The organism is Microbacterium keratanolyticum (assembly GCF_016907255.1).
Lineage (GTDB): Bacteria > Actinomycetota > Actinomycetes > Actinomycetales > Microbacteriaceae > Microbacterium > Microbacterium keratanolyticum.
On record NZ_JAFBBQ010000001.1, the window covers coordinates 450,731 to 476,691 of the forward strand.

Sequence of the window (25,961 nt, forward strand, 5' to 3'; positions counted from 1 at the left end):
ATCAGTTGCCGAAGCGGCTGACCGAACCCCACACCTCCGGGAAGCTGGCGACCTCTGACTGCTGCCAGAGGGCCATTCGCCGGGAAAGCTCCGACTGCGCAGCGATGTACTCGCCGAGGCTGGACTCGTCGATCCGCCATCGAGCCGGAGAGCCCACCTGCATGCCCCGCAACTGGCCTTCCTTGACCAGTGCGATCACGTCGACCACCTCGAGACTCAGCAGCTCGGCCACCTGAGCGGGGGCCAGGAAGCGCTGGGAAGAGGCGGATGCTTCAGGCATGGCACTCATTGTCCTCTCGTTCCGTCCGCAGGGTTCCGGCACCGGTCGACTGTGGATAACTTCCACGGCGCTGAGGTGCGTTCTGTGACGATTGCCGCATGACGACGATACCGCGCAGCCGACGACGATTCTGGGGCGACTATCGATTTCTCGTAGGCATCGCGCTCATCGCGGTGTCGATCGCGGGCGTCTGGCTCGTGGTCTCCTCCGCACGGCAGACATCACCCGCGCTGCAGGCGACACGAACGATCGTCCCCGGCGACGTCCTGAGCTCTGACGACTTCCGCGTCGTCGATGTCGCGCTCGGCGCCATCGCCGGAGAGTACCTCACCCCCGCGACGCTGGAGCCCGGAGTCGTCGCGGCACGCACCATCCGCGAGGGCGAGCTCGTGCCCTCCTCCGCGACGAGCGATGCCGATGCGATGCGGACGACATCGATCGTCATCACCATCGGCGTCGGAGTTCCCGAGGCGGTCCGGACCGGCAGCCCGGTCGAGGTGTGGGCAGCACCCGCGAAAGCGGAAGGACGCGGATTCGAGGCTCCGCGCATCCTGCTCTCGCAGGCGACCGTCGCCGACGTCTCCACGCAGGACGCGATGCTCAGTCAGGAGCAGGCGTCCCTGGAGCTTGTCATCGAGCGCTCCGAGGTGGCCAGTGTGCTGGAGGCCATCTCCGACGGCAGCGCGCTGTCGATCGTTCCCCTCGGAGCCGGCAGCTGATGCGCATCGCACTGGCCCTCGACGAGCACCTCACGCGGACCCTGCTTGATGACCTCCCTCTCGCGGGCGCGGAGGTCATCGCCTCCCTCACGCCCGACACCCTCGCAGGCGCAGAACAGGACCTTCCCGATGCCGACGCGTTGATCGTCCCCGCGGACCCCGTCCTGCTCCGCCCCGCTCTGCTCGCGGCGTGCGATCGCGCCGGACTTCGCATTCTGCTGCTCGGCGACGGGGATGCTGCCGAGCGCCTCGCGCGGCGTCACGGCCTTCACCCCGCGCTCTCCGCCGAGAGCAGCGCCTGGCAGATCCTCGAGGCGCTGCAGAGCGAGCGTCGTTCCACACCCGTGGCTCCGCAGGAAGGCCGGCTGCTGGCAGTCTGGGGGCCGCACGGCGCTCCCGGTCGCACATCGCTGGCCATCGAGCTGAGTGCGGCCCTCGCGGCACGCGAGGGCCGCGTCGCCCTCATCGACGCGGACACCTACGCGCCCGCGATCGCCCTGCTTCTCGGACTCACCGACGACGCCCCCGGCATCGCGGCCGCGTGCCGACGCGCCGAACTCGGCTCTCTCGACGCACCCGAGCTCAGCCGCCTGGCCGTTCCCCTGGCGGCCAATGCCGGCACCGTGGAGGTGCTCGCGGGCTTGAACCGCCCGACCCGCTGGCCGGAGCTCTCTGCCGAACGCCTGCGCGCAACGCTCCTGGCCTGTCGCTCCTGGGCCGCGCACACCGTCATCGATGTCGCTCCCCCGCTGGACGCGGACGAAGAGCTGCTCAGCGATCTGCAGGTTCCTCGACGCAACGCCGCGACCCGCACGGTGCTCGAAGAGGCGGATCAGGTCTTCGCCGTCACCAGCGCCGATCCCCTGGGTATCGCCCGTTTCGTGCGCGCCCACGCAGAAGTGCGGGCCCACATCGGCTCGACGCCGATGACGGTGCTCGTCAATCGCGTGCGAACCGGACCGCTGGGCATCGATGCGCGAGGTCAGATCCGCCGCGCATTGGATCGCTTCTCCGGAATCACCGACGTGCAGTTCCTGCCCGATGACCCCCGCGCATTGGACGCCGCGCTGCTGCACTCACGCCCCGTGGCCGATGTCGTCCCTCGTGCGCCCTTCGCGAGTGCCGTGCGCCGACTCGCCAACGGAGTAGCCGCGCCCAGCACCGCAGATGCGGTGCCCCTGCGGCGCGAGCGACGTCGGTCATCCCGACGCCTGCTCGCCCTTCCGCGGTGAGCGTCCGCTACTGGCGGTAGCTGGCGAGGAAATTGCCGAGCCGCTCGATCGCCTCGCTGAGGACGCGCGGCTCCGGCAGCGTGACAACGCGAAGGTGATCGGGCGTCGGCCAGTTGAATCCCGTGCCCTGCACGAGCAGGATGTGCTCCGCGACGAGCAGGTCATAGACGAGCTTGGCGTCATCGCGGATCTCGTGCACATTGGGATCGAGGCGAGGGAAGGCGTAGAGCGCACCCTCCGGCTTGACGCAGGAGACGCCAGGAATGGATTCCAGGCCCTGCCAGGCGACGTCGCGCTGCACATGCAGCCGGCCGTTCTCCGCCACGAGCGCCTCGATCGACTGGACGCCTGAGAGCGCCGCCTGCACCGCGTGCTGCGACGGAACGTTGGGCGACAAGCGGGTCGAGGCGAGGAGCGTGACGCCCTCGATGAACCCACGCGCGTGATCCTTCGGTCCCGTCATCACGAGCCATCCCGACCGGAAACCTGCCACGCGGTACGTCTTGGACAGACCGTTGAAGGTGAGGCAGAGCAGGTCAGGAGCGAGTGTGGCTGTGGGGATGTGCACAGCGTCATCGAAGAGGATCCGGTCGTAGATCTCGTCAGAGAGCAGCAGCAGCTCGTTCTCGCGCGCGATCTGCACGAGCCCCTCCAGCACCTCGCGCGAGTACACCGCACCGGTGGGGTTGTTGGGGTTGATGATGACGATGGCCTTGGTGTGCGGCGTGATCTTCGCCCGCACGTCTTCGAGATCCGGCATCCAGCCGTTCTCCTCATCGCAGGTGTAGTGCACCGGAGTACCGCCCGCGAGGCTCGTCATGGCCGTCCAGAGCGGGTAGTCGGGCGACGGGATCAGGACCTCGTCGCCCTGGTCCAGGAGAGCCTGCATCACCATGGTGATGAGCTCGGAAACGCCGTTTCCGAGGTAGACGTCGTCGGGAGAGAACGGGGGGAACCCCTCGACCTCTTCGTAGCGGCTCACAACGGCACGCCGGGCGGAGATGATGCCGCGGCTGTCGCTGTAGCCGTGCGCGGTGGGCAGCGTCGCCAGCATGTCCTGGACGATCTGCTGCGGTGCCTCGAAGCCGAAGATCGCCGGGTTTCCGGTGTTGAGCTTCAGAACCGTGTGCCCTTCGGCCTCCAGCCGCGCCGCCTCGACGAGCGCGTTGCCGCGGATTTCGTAGAGAACGTTCTTCAGCTTGGACGACTGGTCGAAGTGGCGAGGTGTCATCGGTTCAGGATACCTCCGTCCCGGGCGTGTCTCTGACACGTTGCGCGTCGCCCCCTTCACACTGCATACCGCGCAGGGAATACGACGAAGGCGCCGCAGGAAGCCTCCCGCGGCGCCTTCGTCTGATTCTCAGTCGATCAGGACTTCTTCTTGCCCGATGCGCGGCGGTCCGCACGATTCTGCGGCGCTGCCGGCGCGGTCGTCGCCTGACCGAAAGCGCCACGGGTGGTCGGAGCGGCATCGGCCTGCTCAGGCTGCGCACCACGCGACGACTGGCGGAGGCGGTCTGTCGCCGCCTGCTGCACCTGACCACGCTCGTTGCGCACCTCGACATCGCCCGCGTCGTTCGGCGCCGAGTACTCGAGGCGCACGTCGTTCGCGCCCGTCTCCAGCCCCTTGGCCGCAACTTCGGTGCCGCCCTCGTCCGTGGCACGGCGCACTTCGACCTCAAGGTTGTAGAGGTAGCCGACGGACTCCTCCTTGATCTGCCCCATCATGGACTGGAACATCGCGTAGCCCTCGCGCTGGTACTCGACGAGCGGGTCACGCTGCGCCATCGCGCGCAGCCCGATTCCGTCCTTCAGGTAGTCCATCTCGTAGAGGTGGTCGCGCCAGCGGCGGTCGAGCACCTGCAGCACGACGCGACGCTCCAGCTCACGCGTTGCAGCGGAGCCCAGCGACGCCTCGCGACGCTCGTACGCGATCTGCGCATCCGAGAGCAGCTCGCGCTTGAGTCCCTCCGCCGAGATGGCGCCCTTGCGACCGCCCGCCTCGGCGACGACCTCGTCGATCGTCACGCCCACCGGGTAGAGGGTCTTGAGCTCGGTCCACAGGCTGTCGAAGTCCCAGCTCTCGGTGTGCCCCTGCGACGTGTGGTCGTCGACGACCGCTGTGATCGCATCCTCGATGAAGTGCTGCACGCGGTCCGCGATGTCATCGCCCTCGAGGATGTGACGGCGGTCGGTGTAGATCGCCTCGCGCTGCCGGTTGAGGACGTCGTCGTACTTGAGGACGTTCTTGCGCATCTCGGCGTTGCGGGCCTCGACCTGGCTCTGCGCGCTGCGGATCGCCCGAGACACGAGCGAGGACTCGATCGGCACGTCATCCGGGAAGTTCGTGCGCGCCAGGATCGCCTCGGCGGCGCCCGACTGGAACAGGCGCATGAGGTCATCGGTGAGGCTCAGATAGAAACGACTCTCACCGGGATCACCCTGACGGCCGGAACGACCGCGCAGCTGGTTGTCGATACGGCGCGACTCGTGGCGCTCGGTGCCGAGTACATACAGGCCACCGGCTTCGGCGACCTTCGAGCTTTCGGAGCCGACCGCGGCCTTCATGGCCTCGTAAGCCTCGTCCCAGGCTGCCTCGTACTCTTCGGGGGTCTCGACGGGGTCGAGACCCTTGGCCTTGAGCTCCTGCACCGCGAGGAACTCGGCATTGCCGCCGAGCATGATGTCGGTGCCTCGACCGGCCATGTTCGTGGCGACCGTGACCGCACCGAGGCGGCCGGCACGGGCGACGATCTCGGCTTCACGCGCGTGGTTCTTCGCGTTCAGGACCTCGTGCTTGATGCCCTTCTTCGCGAGCAGGCGCGAGAGGTACTCGCTCTTCTCGACACTGACCGTTCCGACGAGCACGGGCTGGCCGGCGGCGTGACGCTCGGCGATGTCCTCCACGACCTGGGCGAACTTCGCCGTCTCGTTCTTGTAGACGAGGTCCGGCTGGTCCTTGCGGATCATCGGACGGTTCGTGGGGATCTGCACCACGCCGAGCTTGTACGTCGACATGAACTCGCCGGCCTCGGTCTCGGCCGTACCTGTCATGCCGGAGAGCTTCTCGTAGAGACGGAAGTAGTTCTGCAGCGTCACCGTGGCAAGGGTCTGGTTCTCCGCCTTGACGGGGACGTTCTCCTTCGCCTCGATCGCCTGGTGGATGCCCTCGTTGTAGCGACGACCCACGAGGATGCGGCCGGTGTGCTCGTCGACGATCATGACCTCGTCGTTCATCACGACGTAGTCGGTGTCGCGCTTGAACAGGGCGAGCGCCTTGATCGAGTTGTTGAGGAACGAGATGAGCGGCGTGTTCGCCGACTCGTACAGGTTGTCGATGCCGAGGTAGTCCTCGACCTTCTCGATGCCGGGCTCGAGCACACCGATCGTGCGCTTCTTCTCGTCGACCTCGAAGTCGACGCCGGGCTCGAGCGTCCGCGCGATCTTCGCGAACTCCGCGAACCAGCGGTTGGCCTCGCCGGACGATGGACCGGAGATGATGAGCGGGGTACGCGCCTCGTCGATGAGGATCGAGTCGACCTCGTCGACGATCGCGAAGTAGTGAGCGCGCTGGACGAGGTCTTCCTGACGCCACGCCATGTTGTCGCGCAGGTAGTCGAAGCCGAACTCGTTGTTGGTGCCGTAGGTGATGTCGGCGGCGTACTGCTCGCGACGCACGGCCGGCGTCTGACCGGAGACGATGACGCCGGTCGTCATGCCGAGTGCCCGATAGACACGCCCCATCAGCTCGGACTGGTAGCTCGCAAGGAAGTCGTTGACGGTGATGACGTGCACGCCCTCGCCGGCGATCGCGTTGAGGTAGGCGGGGAACGTCGCCACGAGCGTCTTGCCCTCACCGGTCTTCATCTCGGCGATGTTGCCGAAGTGCAGGGCGGCGCCACCCATGAGCTGTACGTCGTAGGCGCGCATGCCGAGCGTGCGCTTGGCTGCTTCACGGACCGCGGCGAAGGCCTCGGGCATCAGCTGGTCGAGCGTCTCACCCTTCTCGAAGCGGGCGCGAAGCTCAGCGGTCTCGTTGCGCAGCTCCTCGTCCGTGAGCTTCTCGAAGTCCTCTTCCAGCGCGTTGACCGCCTTGACGACCTGGTTCAGCCGACGGAGGATTCGACCCTCGCCCGCGCGGAGCAGCTTCTCGAGAGGATTCGCCACGGATGCCTTCTCCCTGTTGGTGATTCGGGATCCGCCCACCCCGATGGGCACGACGGACATACTGTGCCATGTTACCGGGCTGTGACCTGCACGGTTGCCCTGTGTCCACACACTCGGGGTGAACTTTGGGTTTCCGCGTATCCATATACTCAGAGTTGTTCGTCCCGACAGCCCAGGAGCGCCCATGTCCGTCCGCCAGAGCCTGCTCGCGATCCTCGACCAGGGGCCGTGCTACGGATACCAGTTGCGCAGCGAGTTCGATCGCCGCACGGGATCGATCTGGCCCCTCAATGTCGGGCAGATCTACAACACGCTGGAGCGGCTCGAACGCGATGGTCTCGTGGCCCGTGGCGAGGCGGACGCGCAGGGGCACGTCTATTGGCGGATCACGGATGCCGGCTCTGACGAGGTGGCGCGGTGGATCCTCTCTCCCGTGCAGCGGACTCAGGCCGCACGCGATGAGCTGGCCATCAAGGTGACCGTCGCCGCCACACTTCCCGGAGTGGATGTGGAGGCGCTCCTGCGCGACCAGCACGTCGCATCCTCCGCGCACGCGGCGTCCCTCCGTGACCGCATGAGCCCCGCATTCGGCGCCGAGAGCGCGGAGGACCTCGCCGAGTCGCTTGTGCGCGATGCACTGCTCTTCCATGCCGAGGCCGAGCTGCGGTGGCTCGAGCACGTGGCAGAGCGGCTGCAGCATCAGCCGCGTCATGCCTTCGCCCTGGACATCGCCACGAATCGTCCGAAACGCGGTCGCCCCGCTGTCAGCTCCAGACCGTAGGATCGAACAATGGCAGGAATCTGGGGCAAACGGAAACGTGAAGCAGAGGCGCAGACGGCGCAGGACGCCGATCTGGCACGCCGCGCCGAGCAGGCGCTGGTCGCGGTCGACGAGCGCCTTCGCACAACCTCCGACGAGCTGGCCTTCGCGACAGCAGAACTCGGCGACTCGCTGACCGCTGATCTGCGCGCCGCCACCGACAGCGTACGCACGCACCTGCGCGAGGCCTTCTCGCTGCACCAGCTCAACCACGACGAGATCCCCGACACGGCGGAAGAGCTGCGCACGCGCAACGCGCGCATCGTGCAGCTCTGCGAGTGGGCGGAAGATCTACTCGACGAGAAGCTCTCTGTCCTGGCTGAATCGATCTCTCGCGTGCGCCGCGCCCCCGAGATCGTCGCCCAGGTTCGCAAGGACGCCGTCACGCTGGCCGAGCGTCTCCCCCAGACTCGCGACACGATCACGCGGCTCTCGGCGCGCTATGCCGAGAGCGCGATCCACCAGATCGCGGCGAGTGCCGACGAGGCTGAGCAGCTGCTGACATTCGCCTCTCACGGCGCCGATGTCTCCGAACGCCGCCGCGCGGCGCGACAGAACGAAGAGGCCAACCTCGCTCTGGAGACCGCGACCGAGGCCGTGCGCCGAGCGGTTGTGATCCTCGACGCCGTCGAAGACTTCGAGATCGAGGCACTGCGTGCCGAGTCCACGCTCGCCGAGGTCATCGCCGACTCGCGCGGAGACATCGTCGCCGCTCGGACGGCACCCCAGGTGCCCGCGGTGACATCCGCCGTCAGCGCTCTGGAGAAGGCTCTGGCATCGTTGTCACCCGCCGGCGCGAAGAACGACCCCTTCGCGGAGCTCAGCACGCTGCGCGCAGCGAACACCGCGCTCGACGAGGCGATCGCGACTGCCCGTCATCGCGAGCAGAACCCGCTGCCCTCCCTCGCACAGGTGCAGCACGCCACCGACGACGCCGACCGTCAGCTGGGCGTGGCCCGCGGCTTGATCGCCGGACACCGCGGATGGATCGGCGCCGACGCACGCACCCGGCTCGCAGAAGCCGAGCGTCTGCGCGTCGACCTTCCGTCTCTCCTGCCTGCGGAAGAGACCCGCGAGCAGGCGCTGTCGACGGCACGCCGGGTTGCACAGCTCGCCTCAGAAGCCCTGCAGCTGGCACAGCGCGACATCGACTCGTCGCGCCCCAACCAGGGCCCGGACCAATGGGGCGGCGGCGGCTGGGGCGGCGGACGCCGCGGTGGCGGCGGAGGCGACATCGTCTCGGGCGTGCTGGGCGGTCTGGTGATCGGCAGCATCCTCGACGGCATCTTCGACTGATTCCGGCGATGCACCGGCCCGCCTCACTCGGCGATGCGCACGGGTGCCGTCTGCGTTGTGACGACCGACAGTTCGCTGCGACGAACAGCGCTCGAGAAGCTCAGGCTGATCACGGCGGCGGCAGCGACGACGAGCAGTGAGGTCAGCACACCGACCTGATCGACCAGCAATCCGAGCAGCGGCGGTGCCGCCAGGGACGCGATGGTCGAGAACGAGGTGACCACGGCGACCCGTTGCCCTGCATGTTCCGGGTCATCCGACGCTGCGGCAATCGCGATCGGGACGCCCAGCGCAGCGCCCATGCCCCACAACACGACCCCCGACCATGCCAGCGGCAGCGTGCCTCCGAAGATGAAGAGGAGAACGCCCACCAGCACCACAGCACCGGAGATACGCAGCACCCACACCCGTCCGAAGCGGTCGATGAGGCGCACACCGGTGATGCGGAACACCGTCATCGCCCCGAGGAACGTCGCGTACACGGCGGCGCCGATCGCCTCCGGCTGGGCGTACCCGTCGACCACAGCCAACGACAACCAGGTCCCCGCGGTCCCCTCGCTGAGCGAGCCCGCCAACAGCACGACGCCCAGCATGATCGTGCGTGGTTCCGCCCATGCCGCGAGTGCGGAACGGAAGGCACCACGGGTGCGTTGCGGGGTCGCCGTCCGCGCCTTCTGCGCGGTCGGCTGACACGATGCGCGCAAGGTCAGCACCCTCAGAAGCGTGATCGCCCCCGTCATCACGATCACCTGCGCACCCGCGCTGATTCCCGCCGCCGAGAACAGAGACGCCGAGAACGCACCCGCTGCCGCGCCGATGGAGAAAGCCGCGTGGAACTGCGGCAGAACGGTGCGCCCGATCTGACGCTCATAGGCGGCCGCATTGATGTTGATGGGCACGTTGATGAAGGCCCCACAGGCGCCATTGAGCGCCATACCCAGGAGAAACAGCGGTTGCGAAGGCAGAAGCACGGATGCGGCGAGCAACCCGAACCCGAGGGTGTTGCCGACGATCCCCGCCAGCAGAATCACCCGGCTGCCGAATCGTGCCACGAATCCGCCGACGATGAAGGCGCCGAGAAGAGACCCGATACCTCCAGCGATGAGCATCGAGCCGAGTTGAAGAGCCGTCACGTCAAGCGCTTCCCGGATAGAAGGGATACGACTCATCCAGGACGACATGATCATGCCGAAGAGCCCGAACTGCGCGAAGAGCGCGAGACCGACGATGCGGACGGAGGTGTGAGACGCTCCCCGTACCGAAGAGCCAGAAGAACGCGCGGGCACTAGACGATCCTAGTGAGACGGCACTGCCGGGCGAACACCGATGGTGCTGCCCGGCAGTGCCGTTGCCGATCGCGTATCGCGACTACGAGGCCATCACCTCGACCGGCGGAGCCTGGGTCGTGAGCGAGATGACACCGTAGTCCCAGCCCTTGCGTCGATACACGACACTCGGGTGGTCGGTGCGCGCATCGACGAAGAGGAAGAAGTCGTGTCCGACGAGCTCCATCCGATCGACGGCCTCCTCGACCGACATCCACTCGGCATCGAAGTTCTTGGTGCGGATGACGACCGGCGTGTATTCCTCTTCAGTCTCTTCCACGACGGCGATCTCGCCCGTGGCGACCGCACGAAGCACATCCGCGGATGCCGGCTGCACGTCGAGCCCTGCGAGCTCACCCGTGCTCTTCTCGAACTGGGCGCCGCGCGGATGGTTGCGGCTGTCGACGCGCTTCTCCTTCGTGCGTCGCAGCTGTTCGGACAGCTTGTCGATCGCCAGGTCGAGTGCGACGAACTTGTCGCCATCACGCGCTTCTGCGCGGATCACGGGGCCCTTGCCGACGAGGGTCAGTTCGACCGTCTCATCATCGACGTGGCCATTGCGATAGGAACGGTGCGTGACCTTCACGTCGAGACGTTGTGCACGCGGAGCGAGCGTCGCGATACGCGTGCTCTTCTCATCGACAACTGTGCGGAAGCGGTCGCTGATACCCACTCCGACACCCACGATGTTCGTTTCCATCCTTGACCTCCTTGTCCCGGTCCACCCGGCCAAGGGCGGACCGTGGTCGCCTTGTCTCCCCCACCGTAGTCGCGAGTCGGCTGACTGTCATCACCTTTCTTTCCGCGTGTCGTGATGGCGCGGCGTGGCGGCCGCGACCACTGCGCCGGCGATCCGAAAGCCCCGTTCTCGAAGGGCACGGGCGGCGTCGTCGACCGTCGCTCCGGTTGTCGTCACGTCATCCAGGATCAGCACCGCGAGCCCTCCGCCGTCACGACGGGCACGCAGGCTTCCTGCCACATTGCGCAGGCGGGCAGCGCGACCGAGCTTCCGCTGATCGGCAGTCCGTCGTGCGGTCGTGAGGACACGCAGCATCGGCAGCGGGACTCGTGCGGCGAGCAGCTCGGGCACGCGATATCCGCGTCGACGAAACGCCGCGCGGGATGTCGGGATCGGCACGACCGCACGCGCGCGGATGCCGCGAGCAGAGGCATCGTGAACGGCTTCCGCACAGGCGGCACGCAAGGCTGGCGCCAGCGTACCCACCTGGGAGGTCTGCCCGTGCTCCTTCACCATGCGCAGGACGTGCGCCACAGGCCCCGTGTACGGCCGTCCGGCGAAAAGGGGAACGCCGCCCGGCGTCGCGCCTCGCACGATGTCGGGTCGCAACGCACCGAGGCAGGGCGCGCACAGGGCCGTCTCGGGCTGACCACACCCCGCACACTCCGCGCTCAGCAGGAAGGCGAGGATCTCGCGGCCCAGGCAGAGGAGCTTCTGAAACGGCGGCATCCCTCGATCGTGCAGCTGGCAGCGCTGCTCCCGGTCAAACAGGGCCAGATCAGTGGATGGCCGGTCTCCGGCACGGTGTGTGCGGAAAACGACCGGATCAGGAGCCGCTGATCTGCGTCGCGAGCACCCGCACGTTCGCCCGCTCGGACTGCCACGTCGGACCGCTCCGCGACCACAGGACACCGTCAGCGCCGAGCAGACGCACACTGGAAGCCGGAGTGCTGGGGGCGAGCGCGACGGCGTCATCGGGCACATCGATCGTGACGGAGGGTCCGCCGATCGGCATCTGCAGAAGCAGCGTGTCGTCGCCATCCTTGGTGAGAACGCCGATCGTCTCGGAATCCAGCCAGGCCATGCCGAGAACGGGGCCGGTCAGCCACCCCAGCGAGATAGGCTCGCCGATCCTCGTCGGGAGCCCGCGCTCATCGCGGACGACACCGGCGACCTCGACCTGCTGCTGACTGCCGACCGTCACGACAGCCGCAACGCGCGTGCCCTCACGACTGACGACGAGCTGCGAGATCGCCGAGGCATCCCCGAAACCGGCGACCGGGCGCTCCGCGACCTCCGAGGTCCATGCCAGCACGCCCGAAGGCGCTGTGGCCGGCACCGTCCAGGTGTAGCCGAAGCGATCCAGGCTGGGCGCGATCAGGCCCGGACGTGAGTCCAGTTCGTTGATCTGCCCGTCTCCGATCGAGTAGACCGTTCCTGCCTCGCTCTGCACGACCGTGAACGGCGCACCATCCGGCCCCGCGACGATCGCGCGGATCGGCTGGGGGAAGGTGAGGATCTCTTCCGCGACCCGCGGCAGATTCTCCACCTCGCCGCCGACGAGATAGCCAAAGCCCTCGTCTGTGAGCACGAGTGGACGGCTGTCGACCGTCGCCGGAGCCACCGGCACCGCGGGAGCGACGAGCTCGCGTCCACCGGACATGAGGCGCACGCCGGTCACGCCCGCCCCGATCAGACTGCGCTCGAGCTGGGTGCGCAGGCGTCCCAGTGTCGCGACGTCCGCGCCCTGCGCAGCCGCGGTCAGCTCGACCTCGGCGATCTGACCTTCGACAGGAACGGTGTCGCGGGCGAGCTCGATGTCGCCGGCGAACGCGGTGCGCACCGACTCCGCGAGCCACGGCGAGGGTCCGCCGTCAACGAGTGACTGCACGACGCGAGAGGCTGTGCTCTTGCGCTTCGGGAACCAGCGCACATCCGGAACCAGATACGACCAGGTTGGATCGAAGAACTGCAGCGCGTAGGGACGGAACACATCCGCGGCGGCGAATGCGGGAGCGTCCAGGACCACCCCGTCCGGCGCTACGGTGATGCGCCACTCGCCCTGCTCATTCTTCTTCAGCTGGAAGGTGAGCTCTGCCCCGCGAGCGGGGCCCGCAACGGCGCTGTAGACGCCTGCTTCGTCCACGCTTCCGGACTGCTTCATGCTCAGCTGGATGATCTGTGTGTCGCCCGCATCCTCGGGGTCTGCGGCCTCGAACCGGCGATCAGAGATCGATGTGTCGATCGTGACGCCCGCATGAGGCTTCCAGTTGTCGGCGAACTCGGCCGCCAGGAACTGCCGCGCGATCGCCCAGTTGTCCGCCGGGCTGCTCGCGGCGTCGATGAAGCCGCGCACGATCTGCTCCGAACTCGCCCCGACAGACGGGCCGTTGGGCACGTAGGTGACGTCCGTGTCAGCATCGTGATCGGTCGAGGACAGTCCGGGACGCACATCGCCGGATGTCGGCAGGCTGGCGCACGCGGTGAGCGACAGGGCGACGATGGCCACAAGCGCGGTGCGCAGCAGACGGTGGATGCTCATGGGCGGCGATCTCCTGTCTCTGCGACGTTCTCCGTCGATGCGCGATTGCGCGCGTAGAGCGCGATCGGCTCGGTGACCGCACCGATCTCGGCCAGCGACGGCGTCGGCTCCAAGGGAACCGGGGACGTGCCATCCCACGCCTGACTGCTCGATCGCGGAATCGCGAGGACGAAGTTGGTGCCGACGCCCAGCTCGGACCACACCATCAGAGTACCGCCGTGCAGACGCGCGTCTCCGAGCGCGATCGAGAGGCCGAGGCCGGATCCGCCGATCGTGCGCTGCCGCGAAGGGTCAGCGCGCCAGAAGCGGTCGAAGACGCGTTCCGCGTCCTCCGGCGACATTCCGAGTCCGGAGTCGCGCACACCGACCGCGACCGCCTCGGAGTTGCTGTCGACCGTGATGACGACGGGTTTGCCCTCACCGTGTTCGATCGCGTTGCCCACGAGATTGCGCAGCACCCGCCGTACGCGGCGCGGATCGAGGTCGACCGGCGTGTGCCCTCCCGGAGCGACGAAGCGCAGCTCGGTGTCCCGACTGGCGGCGAGCGGTCTCATCTCATCGACGATGTCTTCGGCGAGGTGCGCGAGACTCGTCGCCTCCATCTCCAGCTGCAGGGATCCGGCGTCATAGCGGCTGATCTCCAGCAGGTCGGCGAGCAGCACGTCGAACCGCTGCACCTGCGTGTGCAGCAGCTCCGTCGTGCGGGCGGTGAGAGCATCGAAGTCCTCACGCTGATCGTTGAGCATCTCAGCCGCCAGGCGAATGGTCGTCAGGGGCGTGCGCAGTTCGTGAGAGACATCCGAGACGAATCTCTGCTGCACCAGGGAGAGCTCGCCGAGTTCCTTGATCTGCGCTTCGATGCTGTCTGCCATCGCGTTGAAGGAGACCGCGAGCGTCGCGAGCTCGTCTTCGCCGCGAACCGGCAGACGCACCTCCAGGTCACCGGCCGCGAAGCGCGCGCTCGTCTCGGCGGCCTCCGTGATCGGAACCACCACCGAACGCAGCGCGAGCCACGCGATGCTGGCGATGAGTCCCACCAGCAGCACGCCCGCCAGCCACAGACTGCTCTGCACGAGGACCAGCGTCTGCTCGGTGTCCGAGAGGTCATAGGCGATGTATGCCTCGTAGGCGCCGGCGTCGGGGAAGTTCAGCTGCTGGCCCACGACGATCCCGGCATGCGTCAGACCATCGGCGCCGGCGATCTCCATCGGCTGCCACCACTGGGTCTCGGGATGATCTGCCACGCGCTGACGCAGCTGCGCCGAGAGCAGGTCCTCGGAGAGCCGCCCGATGAAGAATCCTGTGGGCGCGACCGGAGACGGCGAGTCATCGATGCGGAACACAGCGATCATGTCCGAGGACGACACGCTCGTCAGCTGCGCGCGCACGTCGCTCATGAGCGCTTGCAGAGCGGTGCGGTCGCCGCGGGACTCGGCCGAGGACAGCGTCGACTGGGCCACCGCCACCGCGCGCTGCGCATCGGCGAGAACGTCGTCCTTGCGCGACTCCCAGAGATTGTTCTGGATCGCCAGGGCCATCGCGACGAACGTCACGAGGATCGCGAAGGAGGTCAGTGCGAGCGTCGTCAGCAGGGTGCGGAACGGAAGCGAGCTCGTCCACAGACCCGAGAAGGTGTCCGGCCAGCTGCGCCAATCCCGCCATCGCGCTTTCCGGGCGATGGTGACCCCGTTGGTCGGCACGGTGTTCTCCTAGCTCGCACTCCCGGCGCGATACCCGACACCACGGACGGTCATCACGATCTTCGGGTTGTCCGGGTCGAGCTCGACCTTGGCGCGCAGACGCTGCACGTGCACGTTGACCAGTCGCGTGTCTGCCTTGTAGTGGTAGCCCCACACCTGCTCGAGCAGCATCTCGCGTGAGAAGACCTGCTGCGGCTTCGAGGCCAGCGCCACGAGCAGCTGGAACTCGAGAGGCGTCAACGCGATCGCCTCGGAGCCACGTCGCACCTCGTGCGCGTCGACATCGATCGTGAGATCGCCGATACGCAGCACCTCGGTCGTGGACTGCGGAGTCGGACGGAGTCGCGTGCGGATGCGGGCGACGAGCTCCTTCGGGTTGAACGGCTTGACGATGTAGTCGTCGGCCCCCACCTCCAGACCGCGAACGACATCGGAGGTGTCGCTGCGCGCCGTGAGCATGATGATCGGCACCCCGGACTCCGCACGGATGCGCGAGCAGATCTCGATGCCGTCCATGCCGGGAAGCATCACGTCGAGCAGCACGAGATCCGGACGCTGAGCACGCCATTCGTCGACGGCGAGGGCGCCATCCGCGCAGAACACGGGGTCGAAGCCCTCCGTGCGCAGCACGATGCCGATCATCTCGGCCAACGCCGTATCGTCGTCGACCACGAGGATGCGTGAGGTCATTGTGCGGAGCCCATCTTTCTCGCTTTGCGCGCGGGCGCACCAGTACCACGCCCCGCGGTATTCCCCAGCGTACTTCACACCCGCCGTCCCGTCGCGGAGAGACATTCCTGCGCCTGTCGGTTGGTACTTCCCTGCCAGCAGGGGCGATATGACACGATGGACGGACGCGACCCGCTAAGGAGCACTGTGAGCGGACAGACCTGGACACCGGCACCACGACCGGGGCTCATCCCCCTGCATCCGATGACCTTCGGCACAGTCATCGGACGCTCGTTCGCGGCACTCCGCCACAACCCCAAGGTGCTGTTCGGATTCGCGATCGTGATGCAGCTCGTGGTGCTGCTGGCGAGCACGGCGATCATGACGGTCGTCGTGTTTTCGAGCGTCGGCCGCCTCGAGACAGTCCGGCCCGGGTCTCCACAGTTCGAGAGCATCCTGGCAGGATCCGTCGGTCTCGGAGTCCTGGCCGGAATCGGGATCAGCCTCGGTTCGATCGCCTTCACCGCACTCGTGCAGGGCATTGTCGCCGCGGACATCGCCAGCGCGGCCGTCGGTGACAAGCCCACGATGAAGGAGCTCTGGCGGCGGGTGCGTCCCGTGTTCTGGCGTCTGATGGGCTTCGCCTTTCTCAGCATGGCGGCGATGCTCGTCATCATGATCGTGTTCGCGTTCGTCGCGTTCGGTGGTCTGCTCACCCTCGGCGGGCAGAACGCGGAGGCGGCGATCGGCCTGATGGTGCTCATCTTCTTCCTCGCCGTGATCGCGCTGGTGCCGCTGATCGTCTGGCTCAACACGAAGCTGCTGCTCGTGCCATCCGCGCTTGTCATGGAGGGCGCGACGCTGCGACAGGCGCTCGTGCGTTCGTGGCGCCTCACTCGCCGCCGTTTCTGGTTCACGTTCGGCGTCGCGTTCGTCATCGGCCTGATCATGGGCATCGCCGCGCAGGTGGTGAGTGTGCCGACGGGAATGATCTCCACGCTCTTCATCGGTGTCATCAGCCCGACCGGCGACCTGGATGCCAGCCAGATGACGGCGTTCGCACTGTCGATCCTGCTCCCGCAGGTCCTCATCCTCGTCATCCAGGCGATCTCCGCGGTCGTGCAGACCACCGGCGCCGCTCTCGTCTACATCGACGCGCGGATGCGGTACGAGGGCCTCGACCAGACGCTCCTCTCGTACGTCGAGCGTCGTCAGGCCGGCACCCCCGCAGATGCCCTTCCCGCCCCGTTCGCGCTCGACCCCGCGCGCGCTGTCGGCCGCATCGCTCCCGAGCCGCGACCGGCTGTCGTGCCGCCCGTCGGATACGGCGCGCCCGTCTATGCAGCACCAGCGCCCGGGGCGCAACCGCCGTACGGTGCTCCCCCGCAGTACGGGGCGCCGCAGCAGTACGCCACACCACAGGGCTACGGCACGCCACAGGGGTATGCGGCTCCGCCGGCGCCCGTGCCGTCGCACGCCGCACCGCCCCCGCCGCCTGCTGGCCCTGCCGTTCCTCCGCCTCCGGCGCCACAGCCTCCGGCGACCCCTGTGCCGCCGACCGACAGCCCGTGGGCAGCGCCCGGTGACAGTCCCTGGGCGGCGCCCGGTGGCGATCGAGGATGATGCAGCGACTCGACGCACCTCTCATTCCGGACGGCGACGAAGCGCGGGAGTGGGCAGAGAACGAACTCGCCAAGCCGCAGTACGCCGAGGCTCGTCCGACCTTCTTCGATGAGATGTCGCGAGCGATCGCACAGTTCTTCGCGGATCTCTTCTCCGGCGACGGAGGAAACGCGCTGGGTCCGCTCGCGGCGATCATGGTCGCTGCACTCGTCGTCATCGGCCTGATCGTGGCGCTGATCGTCTGGGGCCGCCCGCGTCGCAGCTTCGCGCGCGCCGGCGAGACCGCAGATCTCCTCGGCAGCACCGACACCCGCACCGCCGCCCAGCTGCGCACGGAGGCGGAACGCCAGGCACGCGGCGGTGACTGGGATGCGGCCATCGTGCTGCGCTACCGGGCGATCGCTCGCGGCCTCGTCGAACGTGACCTGCTCACCCCGGCGCCCGGGGCCACCGCGCAGACTCTCGCGCGCGAAGCATCCGCCGTCTTTCCGGTCGAGCACGCCGCCCTGCAGTCCGCTGCCGCGTCCTTCGACGATGTGCGTTACCTGCGTCACCCCGGAACGGCCGACCGCTACCGCGCGATCGCGGACACCGACGAGCGCCTGCGCGCCACACGGCCCGAGTTGGTGCACACGTGACCCTGACCGATCCTCCCGCGCTCGCGAGCACCGCGACGAGACAGCCAGGACGCCTGCGCCGCGCTGCAGGCTGGGTGGTCATCGCCGTGCTCGTCCTCGGGGTGTCCCTGGTCGGACTCCAGCTCGCGGTGCAAGCGCCGCAGCGAGACGGGTTCGACCCGGAGGGACGCGGGTACAACGGCACGCTCGCACTTGCGGAGCTCATGCGCCAGCAGGGCATCACGGTGACGATCGAACGGGATCGCTTCGCCGCCGCGCGCGCCCTCGACGATCAGAGCACTCTCGTCCTGGCGGATCCGCCCGCTCTGTCCGATGGTGCCGTCGAAGCACTGCTCGAGGAGGCGACCTCGGTCGTGGTGCTGACCGGCAGCTCGCGGATGCTGCGCCTGCTGGACCTCGGATCGGATGCGGATGCCTCCGGCACCCGGCCCCAGAGCCCCTCCTGCCGTCTGCCGGAACTGGACCGGGTCGGTGATGTCGCGCCGGGCCGGCTCTTCACCCCGAATCCGGGTGTCACCGCATGCTTCACCGAGGGCGAAGGCGCAGGCCTTCTCGTCTCGGAGGCCGACGACCGGCGTCGCGCGATCATCGACGGCTCACGCTTGTTCACGAACGAGCACCTCGCGACCGACGGCAACGCTGCTCTCGGCCTCGCGCTGCTCGGACAGCAACCGCATGTCGTCTGGTACGTCCCTTCCTACACCGATACCGATCTCGCCGACACCGCCGACGTCGACACGCTCGGCTCGCTCACCCCACAATGGGTGACCCCTGCGATCCTGCTTCTGCTGCTGGCAGGAGTCGCCGCAGGGATCTGGCGTGGGCGCCGATTCGGCCCGCTCGTCGTGGAATCGCTGCCGGTCATGGTGCGCGCCTCCGAGACGATGCTGGGCCGTGCGCGCCTCACGGCGAAGGCGGCCGATGCCCGGCATGCCGCCGAAGCCGTGCGCGACGGCACGCTGCGCCGCCTCGCCACACGGACGGGACTGTCCCCGCAGACGCCGGTCGACGCGATCGCGGATGCCGTCGCAGACCGCCTCGGTGTCGCACGAGGCAGCATCCGCGACATCCTCACCTCTCCCCTGCCCACGACAGACGCTGCTCTCGTCCCCTTTGCTCGTCACCTCTCCGCCCTTGAGGCTGCTGTCGATGACGCGGTCCGCACCGAAAGGAACACCCCGTGACCGAATCGCTCGATCCCGGAACCGCCGCTCCCGCGGAGTCGGCCCCGCTCCCCGACGCCGACCTCGCGCTGCGCGCCGCGATGCACCGCGTACGCACCGAGGTCGAGAAGGCCGTCGTGGGTCAGTCCGGCACCGTGACGGGTCTGCTCGTGTCGATGCTGGCGCGCGGCCACGTGCTGCTCGAGGGCGTGCCCGGCGTCGCGAAGACCCTCGTCGTGCGCTCCTTCGCACGTGCGCTGGGACTGGACACCAAGCGCGTGCAGTTCACGCCCGACCTGATGCCGGGCGATGTGACGGGCTCGCTCGTCTACGATGCGCGCTCCGGCGAGTTCGATTTCCGCCCTGGCCCGGTGTTCACACACATCCTGCTGGCCGATGAGATCAACCGCACACCCCCGAAGACCCAGGCCGCACTGCTGGAGGCGATGGAAGAGCGTCAGATCTCCTCTGACGGCGAGAGTCGTCCGCTGCCGGATCCGTTCCTCGTCGCCGCGACACAGAACCCGATCGAGCACGAGGGCACGTACTCGCTGCCGGAGGCGCAGCTCGACCGGTTCCTCATGAAGCTCGTCGTCGGCATGCCTGAACGCGACGCCGAAGTCGCCGTGCTGCGTCGACACGCCGACGGATTCTCCCCGCGACAGCTCACCGACCTCGAGTCCGTCGTCACGCTCGACGAGATCCGCGCCGCGCAGGAGGCCGCGGATCGCGTCGAGGTGACCGATGATGTGCTCGGCTACGTCGTCGATCTCGCCCGCGCCACGCGCCAGTCACCCTCGGTGCAGCTGGGCGCGAGCCCCCGTGCCTCGACCGGTCTTCTCGCTGCGGCGAAGGCATGGGCCTGGCTCAACGGCTCGAGCGCCGTCACCCCCGACCATGTGCAGACGATGCTGATGCCGGTGTGGCGCCACCGCCTGCAGCTGCGTCCGGATGCCGAGATGGAGGGCGTGTCCGCGGATGCGGTCCTCTCGTCCGTCGTGCAGCAGACCCGGGTGCCGATCTAAGTGTTCGTCACCGGCCGACTCTCCCTTGCGATCGCGGCGGGCGTGATCCCCGTGGTGCTCCTCAGCTCCGCGGGGGTTCCGGCATGGTGGAGCATGGGCGCCTGGCTCCTCCTGTGCCTGCTGCTGGTCGGCCTGGATGTGCTGTTGGCGGCCGACCCTCGCAGCGTGCACATCACGCGCAGCACACCTTCGCGCGTGCGTCTGGGAGAACCGACGGCCGCGGATGTCGTGGTGCAGAACCTCGGTCGGCGACACCTGCACGGTCATGTGCGGGACGCATGGCAGCCAACCGCCGGCGCTCAGACCGCCCGTGCCGTGCTTGACCTGCCCGCAGGAGAGCGCCGCCGTGTGCAGACCGGGCTCATCCCGCGCCGACGTGGCGAGTTGGAGAGCGCCTTCGTCGCGGTGCGTGCGCGGGGACCTCTGGGGCTGGCCGGCCGTCAGGCCGAGCACGCCGTGCGCGGCAGCATCCGTGTCCTTCCGCCTTTCACCTCACGGCGCCATCTGCCCTCGCGACTCGCGCGTCTACGGGAACTCGACGGCAACACGAGCGTGCAGGTGCGCGGGCAGGGCACGGAGTTCGACTCGCTGCGAGAGTACGTGCGCGGCGACGACGTGCGCTCGATTGACTGGCGCGCAACCGCACGGGCGGGCACGACGATGCTGCGCACCTGGCGCCCGGAGCGGGACCGCCACGTCGTGATCGTGATCGACACGGGGCGCACAGCTGCCGCACGCGTCGGAGACGGCACCCGACTCGATGCGGCGTTCGAAGCGGCTCTCCTTTTGGGAGCGCTGGCGACCCGCGCAGGAGATCACGTGCATCTGCTGCTCGTCGACCGGGTCGTGCGAGCCCGCGTCACCGGGGTCGATGGGGCGGGGCTTCTTCCCGCGATGTCGGATGCGATGGCGACCGTGCACGCGCGCCTGATCGACACCGACTGGGGCGCGGCCTTCGCCGCCGTGCGCACGGTCACGACGCGCCCCTCGCTGCTTGTCGTCCTCACCGCCCAGGATGCTCCGGAGAGCGCCCGCAGTTTCCTCGGGGCGCTGCCCGAGTCGTCGCGCGCTATGACGATGCTCGTCGGGTCCGTGACCGATCTCGACATCGCGGCGCTGGCCCGCAACAGGGACAGCCGCGATGAGATCTACCTCGCGGCCGCGGCGGAGCGTACGCTGCGGGACGCCGCAGACGTCGCCGATGCCATCCGGCGTGCCGGCGGGGAGCCGATCGCCGCGGACCCGGAGGATCTGCCCCCGCGCATCGCTGACCGCTATCTAGATCTGAAGGCGGCGGGCCGCCTGTAGCGATACCCCCACGTCACCGTCTATTCATGAATGATTCGCTTTTACTAATCATTCAGATTTAGCTAGACTGTAGGCATGACCGTTCACACCCCGCACGACGCCGCAGCGAGCCTGCGCCATGCGGGTCTGCGTGTCACAGCACAGCGAATCGCCGTCCTGAACATCCTCCACGAGAATCCGCACGCGTCCGCGGACGCTCTCTTCGAACACGCCAAGGCCGCTCTTCCCGGTATCGCGTTGCCCACGATCCATGGCATCGTCAATGACCTCACCGCCGCAGGAATCGTGCGCCGCGTCAGCCTTCCCGACGTCAGCAGCGCTCTCTACGAGATCCAGCACCACGACGACAACCACCATCACATGCAGTGCGTCGACTGCGGCCGCGTCGAAGACGTGGCCTGCGCGGTCGGCGCCGCCCCCTGCCTTGCACCTTCCCACGATCACGGCATGCGCCTGCTCGAAGCCGCCGTGACCTACCGAGCACTCTGCCCACAATGCGAAAGGAAACGCGAACTTGTCTGACAAGCCAGCAACCACGACACAGACCGGCACCCCGGTCGCCAGTGACGCACACTCCCTGACCGTCGGAAACGACGGCATCACCGCACTCCACGACCGCTACCTGGTCGAGAAGCTCGCCTCGTTCAACCGTGAGCGCGTTCCGGAGCGCAACCCGCACGCCAAGGGTGGCGGCGCGTTCGGTGAGTTCGTCGTCACAGAAGACGTCTCGAAGTACACCCGCGCGGCTGTGTTCCAGCCCGGCGCCAAGAGCGAGACCCTCCTGCGCTTCTCGTCCGTCGCCGGCGAGCAGGGCTCCCCCGACACCTGGCGTGACGTGCGCGGCTTCTCACTGCGCTTCTACACGACCGAGGGAAACCTCGACATCGTCGGCAACAACACTCCGACCTTCTTCATCCGCGACGGCATCAAGTTCCCGGACTTCATCCACTCCCAGAAGCGCCTCGGCGCCTCGGGCCTGCGCAACGCAGACATGCAGTGGGACTTCTGGACGCTCTCGCCCGAGTCCGCGCACCAGGTCACCTACCTCATGGGCGACCGCGGCATCTCGCGCAGCTGGCGCCACGTCAACGGCTACGGCTCGCACACCTACCAGTGGGTCAACGAGGCCGGTGAGCGCTTCTGGGTGAAGTACCACTTCCTGTCCCAGCAGGGTGTCGAGCCGATGTTCGCCGACGAAGCCGAGCGCATCGCCGGTGCCGACGCCGACTACTACCGTCGCGACCTCTTCGAATCGATCGCCGCAGGCGACTTCCCCTCGTGGGACGTCTACGTGCAGGTCATGCCGTACGAAGATGCCAAGACCTACCGTTACAACCCCTTCGACCTCACCAAGACGTGGCCGAAGGCGGACTACCCGCGCATCAAGGTCGGAACCTTCACGCTGAACCGCAACCCGGAGAACTTCTTCGCGCAGATCGAGCAGGCCGCGTTCTCCCCCGGCAACCAGGTTCCCGGCACGGGCATCTCGCCGGACAAGATGCTCATGGCTCGCGTGTTCTCGTACCCGGACGCACAGCGCTACCGCATCGGCGCGAACTACAACCAGCTGCCGGTCAACCAGCCGCACGCCGCCTCCGTGAGCAACTACATGCACGAAGGCCAGATGCAGTACCACTTCAACCCGGCGGATCACCGCGTCTACACCCCGAACTCCTACGGCGCTGCCGGCGGACCCGAGGCAGACCCGGCACGCGGTGTCGAGGCGAGCTGGGAGTCGGACGGCGAGCTCGTGCGCGCCGCCGCGACCCTGCGCGCCGATGACAGCGACTTCGGCCAGGCCGGAATCCTCTACCGCGAGGTCTTCACCGACGAGCAGCGTGCACGCTTCGTCGAGACCCTCGTCGGCCAGTACAACGGGCTGACTGTCCCCGCCATCCAGGAGCGCTTCTTCTGGTACTGGGGCCAGGTCGACGCGAACCTCGGCGCCACGCTGCGCGAGCTCGCGGGAGCGCCCCTCGGCCAGGCTGAGCCGGTCGGCGTCGGCGAGTAACACCCGCCGTGCGAAGGGGTCGGATGCTGCGGCATCCGACCCCTTCGTCGTGTTCCAAGGCCCCGCGCCGATCACGTTCGTCGACAGCTGCTCGATTTCTGTTTCGGCGCGCCTCCCTGGGAGTTCGCTGAGGAGCGGGATCATGTGGAACGCCGGGCCACCGGGCCCCGCCTTCTGAAAGGACCAGCCATGAGTGATTCACCGTCCGCTGTGCCCACTCTCGGGGCGAAGATCGCCGCCGAAGCATTCGGCACCTTCCTGCTCGTGTTCGGCGGCGTGGGTACAGCCCTCTTCGCCTCGAACCACTTCACCGATCCGGGTGCGAACTCGGCCGTGTATGTGGCCGTCGCACTCGCCTTCGGTCTCACCGTGGTCGTCGGTGCCTACGCGTTCGGCCCCATTTCCGGTGGGCACTTCAACCCCGCCGTCACGCTCGGCGCAGCCGCAGCCGGTCGCATCAGCTGGCGCGATGTCGGGCCGTACATCATCGCTCAGGTGATCGGTGGTGTCGTCGCCAGCACCGCGCTCGTGCTCATCGGCACCTTCGGCCCCGATGGCTGGCTGAGCGGCGCTCAGGACGCGGGCTTCGCGAGCAACGGCTGGGGCGAGCACTCCCCCGGCGGGTTCGGCATGTTCGCCGCGATCACGGTGGAGATCATCCTCACTGCGTTCTTCCTGTTCGTGATTCTCGGCACCACGCACGCCAAGCGCGGCACCCCGTTCGCGGGTCTGGCGATCGGTCTCACGCTGACCCTCATCCACCTCATCTCCATTCCGGTGGACAACACCTCGGTGAACCCTGCCCGCTCGATCGCGGCGGCCATCTACGGTGGCGTCGGGCCACTGTCGCAGCTGTGGGTGTTCCTCGTGTTCCCGGTCGTCGGCGCGATGATCGCCGGCTTCGCGTACAAGGCGCTGTTCGATGCGACGGCGAAGCAGCCGAAGCAGCTGTAAACACATCCGCCTGCGAAGAGGGGTCGGCGCTCAGGCGTCGGCCCCTCTTTTCGATGTTCAGCCTGCGACGAGAGTGGCGGTTCCGGCCTCGTACTCCGTCAGGTCGCCGCTTTCGCCGCGACGTGCGGCACGCCCTCCGACGACGAGCATGTAGATGAGGAAGATGCCGAGCGCTGCCACGCCGATGCCGATCTTGACCGGCCAGGGCAGCGACCATCCGGTGACGAACCCCTCGATGAGACCGGCCAGTGCCAGGGCGAAGATGAGCCCGATCGCGATCGTGCCGAGCGACCGGCCCGTGGCGGCCAGAGCGGCCGCGCGCGTGCGAGCGCCCGGTGCGACCCAGGCCCAGAAGACGTGCAACCCCGCTGCAGCAGCGACGAAGATGCAGGTCAGTTCGAGCAGGCCGTGCGGCAGCAGGTAGAGGATCATGATGTCGAGCCGCTCATGCGCAGCCATGATCGCCACGGCGGTCGCAAGATTCATCGCGTTCTGCACGATGGCGAAGATCGGCCAGATTCCGGTGACCCCGAAGATCACGCACTGAGCGGCGATCCAGGCGTTGTTCGTCCAGACCATCCCTGCGAAGACCGCGGCAGGGTTCTCGGTGTAGTAGCCGGTGAACGACTCGTCGGCGTACTGCTGCAGCAGGTCGGCGGGGCCGAGGCTGGCCACCAGCGCCGGGTCCGCGGATATCCACGCCCCGACGACCACGACGATCGCGACGAAGACGACCGCGACCGCGAGGGTCGTCCAGCGCACCCGGTAGAGCGCCGCCGGCAGCTGGTCGCTGAAGAAGCGCGCGATCTGGGTGAGGACGTTGTCGGTGGCTCCGGTCAGACGCAGCCGCGCCCGCGCGAGAATCGTCGACACGTAAGCGCTCTGGGGCGAGGTGCCGACGGAGGTCTTGAGATCGGCGAGGTCGGCGGATGCTGCGCGGTACCGCGTGATCAGCTCGTCGACCCCTTCCCCGTCGAGGCGCGCACGAGTGAGCTCATCAAGGCGTTCCCACTCTGCACGGCGAGAGTCGGCCAGGGCATCAGCATCCACCCGATTCACTGTACGCGGTCGCGTGATCGCGGGGCGCCTGCCCCGATCTCGGCTTCCTCGGATGAACCCGCACTTCGTCCTCCGCCCTGGCGGTCGAAACGCCGCTCAGACCGCGCGCTACTCGCGAATGAGGCCACCGTGATAGTCGAGTGTGTACACCTCGGTATCGTCCTTGACGATGCGCTCTCGTCCGGTGAACATGCGGTGGTCTCCTGTGGACGTGTCTTCGTAGAGGTGCTCGTCGCCGTCCTGCCAGCGGAAACCGCCCAGGAAGCGGCCCTCGCGATACAGCGCGGACAGAGCCTCCTGGATGACTCGGCCGCCCGTCGCGGCGTCGAAGAGGTCGTCGCGAAGGACCCTGCCGTAGTAGTTCATCGCCCATACCGGGGTTCGAATGTCTCCCACAACGTGCCAGACCACCTCCTGTCCGACGAAGTCGGTTCCACCGAAGTAGGAGTCGCGATACTCCCACCCCGGCTCGGCGTAGGTAACGTCATGAGACCCCGCTCGCGTCGATTCGGCTTTTGCGCCCCCGCCCACATAGGAGGCCGCCTTTGCCCGGACGATAAAGGCTTCGAGGGCGGCCAGGTGTTCCTTCTCCGTGTTCTGCACTCGCAGAACGGTACAGGCCACCTCCGACACCGGCGTCAGCCCGACCGACCGACGAGCACTCCGGCCTCCTCCGAGGAAGACAGTCCGA

General features: G+C 67.8%; 23 protein-coding genes. 12 read left to right on the forward strand and 11 right to left on the reverse strand.

Annotated elements, in window-relative coordinates; genetic code table 11:
* Position 1: 1 nt before the first annotated feature.
* Entirely contained in the window at positions 2 to 280 is a 279-nt protein-coding gene (locus JOD62_RS02265; RefSeq protein ID WP_204937712.1) for a helix-turn-helix domain-containing protein, read from the reverse strand.
* 98 nt (positions 281 to 378) lie between these two features.
* Between JOD62_RS02265 and JOD62_RS02270 the strand changes: the two genes are divergently transcribed.
* Both JOD62_RS02270 and JOD62_RS02275 read left to right on the forward strand, forming a co-directional pair.
* Positions 379 to 999 (forward strand): SAF domain-containing protein, encoded by a 621-nt coding sequence (locus tag JOD62_RS02270; protein WP_204937713.1) that lies wholly within the window; start codon positions 379 to 381, stop codon positions 997 to 999.
* Complete coding sequence (locus JOD62_RS02275) at positions 999 to 2,231, forward strand: AAA family ATPase (protein WP_204937714.1); 1,233 nt, start codon at positions 999 to 1,001, stop codon at positions 2,229 to 2,231. Before JOD62_RS02270 ends, JOD62_RS02275 begins: the two co-directional genes overlap by 1 nt.
* A 7-nt stretch (positions 2,232 to 2,238) precedes the next feature.
* Here the strand turns inward: JOD62_RS02275 and JOD62_RS02280 are convergent, their stop codons facing one another.
* A complete protein-coding gene (locus JOD62_RS02280; RefSeq protein ID WP_204937715.1) occupies positions 2,239 to 3,462 on the reverse strand; it encodes a pyridoxal phosphate-dependent aminotransferase in 1,224 nt (407 codons plus the stop codon).
* Positions 3,463 to 3,599: 137 nt separating this feature from the next.
* Positions 3,600 to 6,398, reverse strand: a complete 2,799-nt coding sequence (gene secA, locus JOD62_RS02285) for a preprotein translocase subunit SecA (protein ID WP_204940018.1) — start codon at positions 6,396 to 6,398, stop codon at positions 3,600 to 3,602.
* A gap of 184 nt (positions 6,399 to 6,582) precedes the next feature.
* Here secA and JOD62_RS02290 point away from each other — a divergent pair, with 184 nt between their 5' ends.
* Together JOD62_RS02290 and JOD62_RS02295 are read left to right on the forward strand one after the other, a co-directional pair.
* Entirely contained in the window at positions 6,583 to 7,179 is a 597-nt protein-coding gene (locus JOD62_RS02290; protein WP_204937716.1) for a PadR family transcriptional regulator, read from the forward strand.
* Between the two features lie 9 nt (positions 7,180 to 7,188).
* Positions 7,189 to 8,514 carry a hypothetical protein gene (locus tag JOD62_RS02295; RefSeq protein ID WP_204937717.1) on the forward strand — a complete coding sequence of 442 codons (1,326 nt, stop codon included), beginning with the start codon at positions 7,189 to 7,191 and terminating at the stop codon, positions 8,512 to 8,514.
* A gap of 23 nt (positions 8,515 to 8,537) precedes the next feature.
* Here the strand turns inward: JOD62_RS02295 and JOD62_RS15055 are convergent, their stop codons facing one another.
* The 6 genes from JOD62_RS15055 to mtrA all read right to left on the reverse strand — a co-directional run bounded on the left by JOD62_RS15055 (position 8,538) and on the right by mtrA (position 15,510).
* Positions 8,538 to 9,800 carry an MFS transporter gene (locus tag JOD62_RS15055; RefSeq protein ID WP_204937718.1) on the reverse strand — a complete coding sequence of 421 codons (1,263 nt, stop codon included), beginning with the start codon at positions 9,798 to 9,800 and terminating at the stop codon, positions 8,538 to 8,540.
* Positions 9,801 to 9,882: 82 nt separating this feature from the next.
* Positions 9,883 to 10,539 (reverse strand): ribosome hibernation-promoting factor, HPF/YfiA family, encoded by a 657-nt coding sequence (gene hpf / locus JOD62_RS02305; RefSeq protein ID WP_204937719.1) that lies wholly within the window; start codon positions 10,537 to 10,539, stop codon positions 9,883 to 9,885.
* A 90-nt stretch (positions 10,540 to 10,629) separates the two neighbouring features.
* Positions 10,630 to 11,307: a ComF family protein gene (locus tag JOD62_RS02310; RefSeq protein WP_204937720.1), complete on the reverse strand. Its 678-nt coding sequence runs from the start codon at positions 11,305 to 11,307 to the stop codon at positions 10,630 to 10,632.
* Positions 11,308 to 11,404: 97 nt separating this feature from the next.
* On the reverse strand, positions 11,405 to 13,120 hold the full coding sequence (locus JOD62_RS02315; RefSeq protein WP_204937721.1) for an LpqB family beta-propeller domain-containing protein: 1,716 nt from the start codon (positions 13,118 to 13,120) through the stop codon (positions 11,405 to 11,407).
* Positions 13,117 to 14,820, reverse strand: coding sequence for an MtrAB system histidine kinase MtrB (mtrB, locus tag JOD62_RS02320; RefSeq protein WP_204937722.1), 1,704 nt, complete (start codon positions 14,818 to 14,820; stop codon positions 13,117 to 13,119). The genes JOD62_RS02315 and mtrB overlap by 4 nt, the downstream gene beginning before the upstream one ends.
* A 9-nt stretch (positions 14,821 to 14,829) precedes the next feature.
* A complete protein-coding gene (gene mtrA / locus JOD62_RS02325) occupies positions 14,830 to 15,510 on the reverse strand; it encodes an MtrAB system response regulator MtrA (protein WP_204937723.1) in 681 nt (226 codons plus the stop codon).
* Between the two features lie 186 nt (positions 15,511 to 15,696).
* Between mtrA and JOD62_RS02330 the strand changes: the two genes are divergently transcribed.
* From JOD62_RS02330 to aqpZ, 8 genes are all read left to right on the forward strand, one after another.
* Positions 15,697 to 17,112, forward strand: coding sequence for a hypothetical protein (locus JOD62_RS02330; protein ID WP_204937724.1), 1,416 nt, complete (start codon positions 15,697 to 15,699; stop codon positions 17,110 to 17,112).
* Positions 17,112 to 17,750, forward strand: a complete 639-nt coding sequence (locus JOD62_RS02335; RefSeq protein ID WP_204937725.1) for a DUF4129 domain-containing protein — start codon at positions 17,112 to 17,114, stop codon at positions 17,748 to 17,750. The genes JOD62_RS02330 and JOD62_RS02335 overlap by 1 nt, the downstream gene beginning before the upstream one ends.
* Positions 17,747 to 18,934: a DUF4350 domain-containing protein gene (locus tag JOD62_RS02340; protein ID WP_271171592.1), complete on the forward strand. Its 1,188-nt coding sequence runs from the start codon at positions 17,747 to 17,749 to the stop codon at positions 18,932 to 18,934. Before JOD62_RS02335 ends, JOD62_RS02340 begins: the two co-directional genes overlap by 4 nt.
* An 80-nt stretch (positions 18,935 to 19,014) precedes the next feature.
* On the forward strand, positions 19,015 to 19,938 hold the full coding sequence (locus JOD62_RS02345) for an AAA family ATPase (protein ID WP_204940020.1): 924 nt from the start codon (positions 19,015 to 19,017) through the stop codon (positions 19,936 to 19,938).
* Complete coding sequence (locus JOD62_RS02350) at positions 19,939 to 21,246, forward strand: DUF58 domain-containing protein (RefSeq protein WP_204937726.1); 1,308 nt, start codon at positions 19,939 to 19,941, stop codon at positions 21,244 to 21,246.
* Between the two features lie 75 nt (positions 21,247 to 21,321).
* A complete protein-coding gene (locus tag JOD62_RS02355) occupies positions 21,322 to 21,768 on the forward strand; it encodes a Fur family transcriptional regulator (RefSeq protein WP_204937727.1) in 447 nt (148 codons plus the stop codon).
* Positions 21,761 to 23,257, forward strand: coding sequence for a catalase (locus tag JOD62_RS02360; protein WP_204937728.1), 1,497 nt, complete (start codon positions 21,761 to 21,763; stop codon positions 23,255 to 23,257). Before JOD62_RS02355 ends, JOD62_RS02360 begins: the two co-directional genes overlap by 8 nt.
* A gap of 189 nt (positions 23,258 to 23,446) precedes the next feature.
* Positions 23,447 to 24,211: an aquaporin Z gene (aqpZ, locus tag JOD62_RS02365; protein ID WP_204937729.1), complete on the forward strand. Its 765-nt coding sequence runs from the start codon at positions 23,447 to 23,449 to the stop codon at positions 24,209 to 24,211.
* Positions 24,212 to 24,268: 57 nt separating this feature from the next.
* Here the strand turns inward: aqpZ and JOD62_RS02370 are convergent, their stop codons facing one another.
* Positions 24,269 to 25,261: a stage II sporulation protein M gene (locus tag JOD62_RS02370; protein ID WP_204937730.1), complete on the reverse strand. Its 993-nt coding sequence runs from the start codon at positions 25,259 to 25,261 to the stop codon at positions 24,269 to 24,271.
* A 117-nt stretch (positions 25,262 to 25,378) separates the two neighbouring features.
* Positions 25,379 to 25,873 carry a DUF5680 domain-containing protein gene (locus JOD62_RS02375; RefSeq protein ID WP_204937731.1) on the reverse strand — a complete coding sequence of 165 codons (495 nt, stop codon included), beginning with the start codon at positions 25,871 to 25,873 and terminating at the stop codon, positions 25,379 to 25,381.
* Positions 25,874 to 25,961 lie beyond the last annotated feature (88 nt).

What these genes read in the sequence shown, in the direction of transcription:
- JOD62_RS02280 (WP_204937715.1), bottom strand. Translation starts at nt 3,462, where the DNA reads ATGACACCTCGCCACTTCGACCAGTCGTCCAAGCTGAAGAACGTTCTC.
- JOD62_RS02310 (WP_204937720.1), bottom strand. Translation starts at nt 11,307, where the DNA reads ATGCCGCCGTTTCAGAAGCTCCTCTGCCTGGGCCGCGAGATCCTCGCC.
- hpf (WP_204937719.1), bottom strand. Translation starts at nt 10,539, where the DNA reads ATGGAAACGAACATCGTGGGTGTCGGAGTGGGTATCAGCGACCGCTTC.
- JOD62_RS02295 (WP_204937717.1), top strand. Translation starts at nt 7,189, where the DNA reads ATGGCAGGAATCTGGGGCAAACGGAAACGTGAAGCAGAGGCGCAGACG.
- JOD62_RS02290 (WP_204937716.1), top strand. Translation starts at nt 6,583, where the DNA reads ATGTCCGTCCGCCAGAGCCTGCTCGCGATCCTCGACCAGGGGCCGTGC.
- mtrA (WP_204937723.1), bottom strand. Translation starts at nt 15,510, where the DNA reads ATGACCTCACGCATCCTCGTGGTCGACGACGATACGGCGTTGGCCGAG.
- aqpZ (WP_204937729.1), top strand. Translation starts at nt 23,447, where the DNA reads ATGAGTGATTCACCGTCCGCTGTGCCCACTCTCGGGGCGAAGATCGCC.
- JOD62_RS02335 (WP_204937725.1), top strand. Translation starts at nt 17,112, where the DNA reads ATGCAGCGACTCGACGCACCTCTCATTCCGGACGGCGACGAAGCGCGG.
- JOD62_RS02275 (WP_204937714.1), top strand. Translation starts at nt 999, where the DNA reads ATGCGCATCGCACTGGCCCTCGACGAGCACCTCACGCGGACCCTGCTT.
- JOD62_RS02265 (WP_204937712.1), bottom strand. Translation starts at nt 280, where the DNA reads ATGCCTGAAGCATCCGCCTCTTCCCAGCGCTTCCTGGCCCCCGCTCAG.
- JOD62_RS02270 (WP_204937713.1), top strand. Translation starts at nt 379, where the DNA reads ATGACGACGATACCGCGCAGCCGACGACGATTCTGGGGCGACTATCGA.
- JOD62_RS02355 (WP_204937727.1), top strand. Translation starts at nt 21,322, where the DNA reads ATGACCGTTCACACCCCGCACGACGCCGCAGCGAGCCTGCGCCATGCG.
- JOD62_RS02345 (WP_204940020.1), top strand. Translation starts at nt 19,015, where the DNA reads ATGCACCGCGTACGCACCGAGGTCGAGAAGGCCGTCGTGGGTCAGTCC.
- JOD62_RS02315 (WP_204937721.1), bottom strand. Translation starts at nt 13,120, where the DNA reads ATGAGCATCCACCGTCTGCTGCGCACCGCGCTTGTGGCCATCGTCGCC.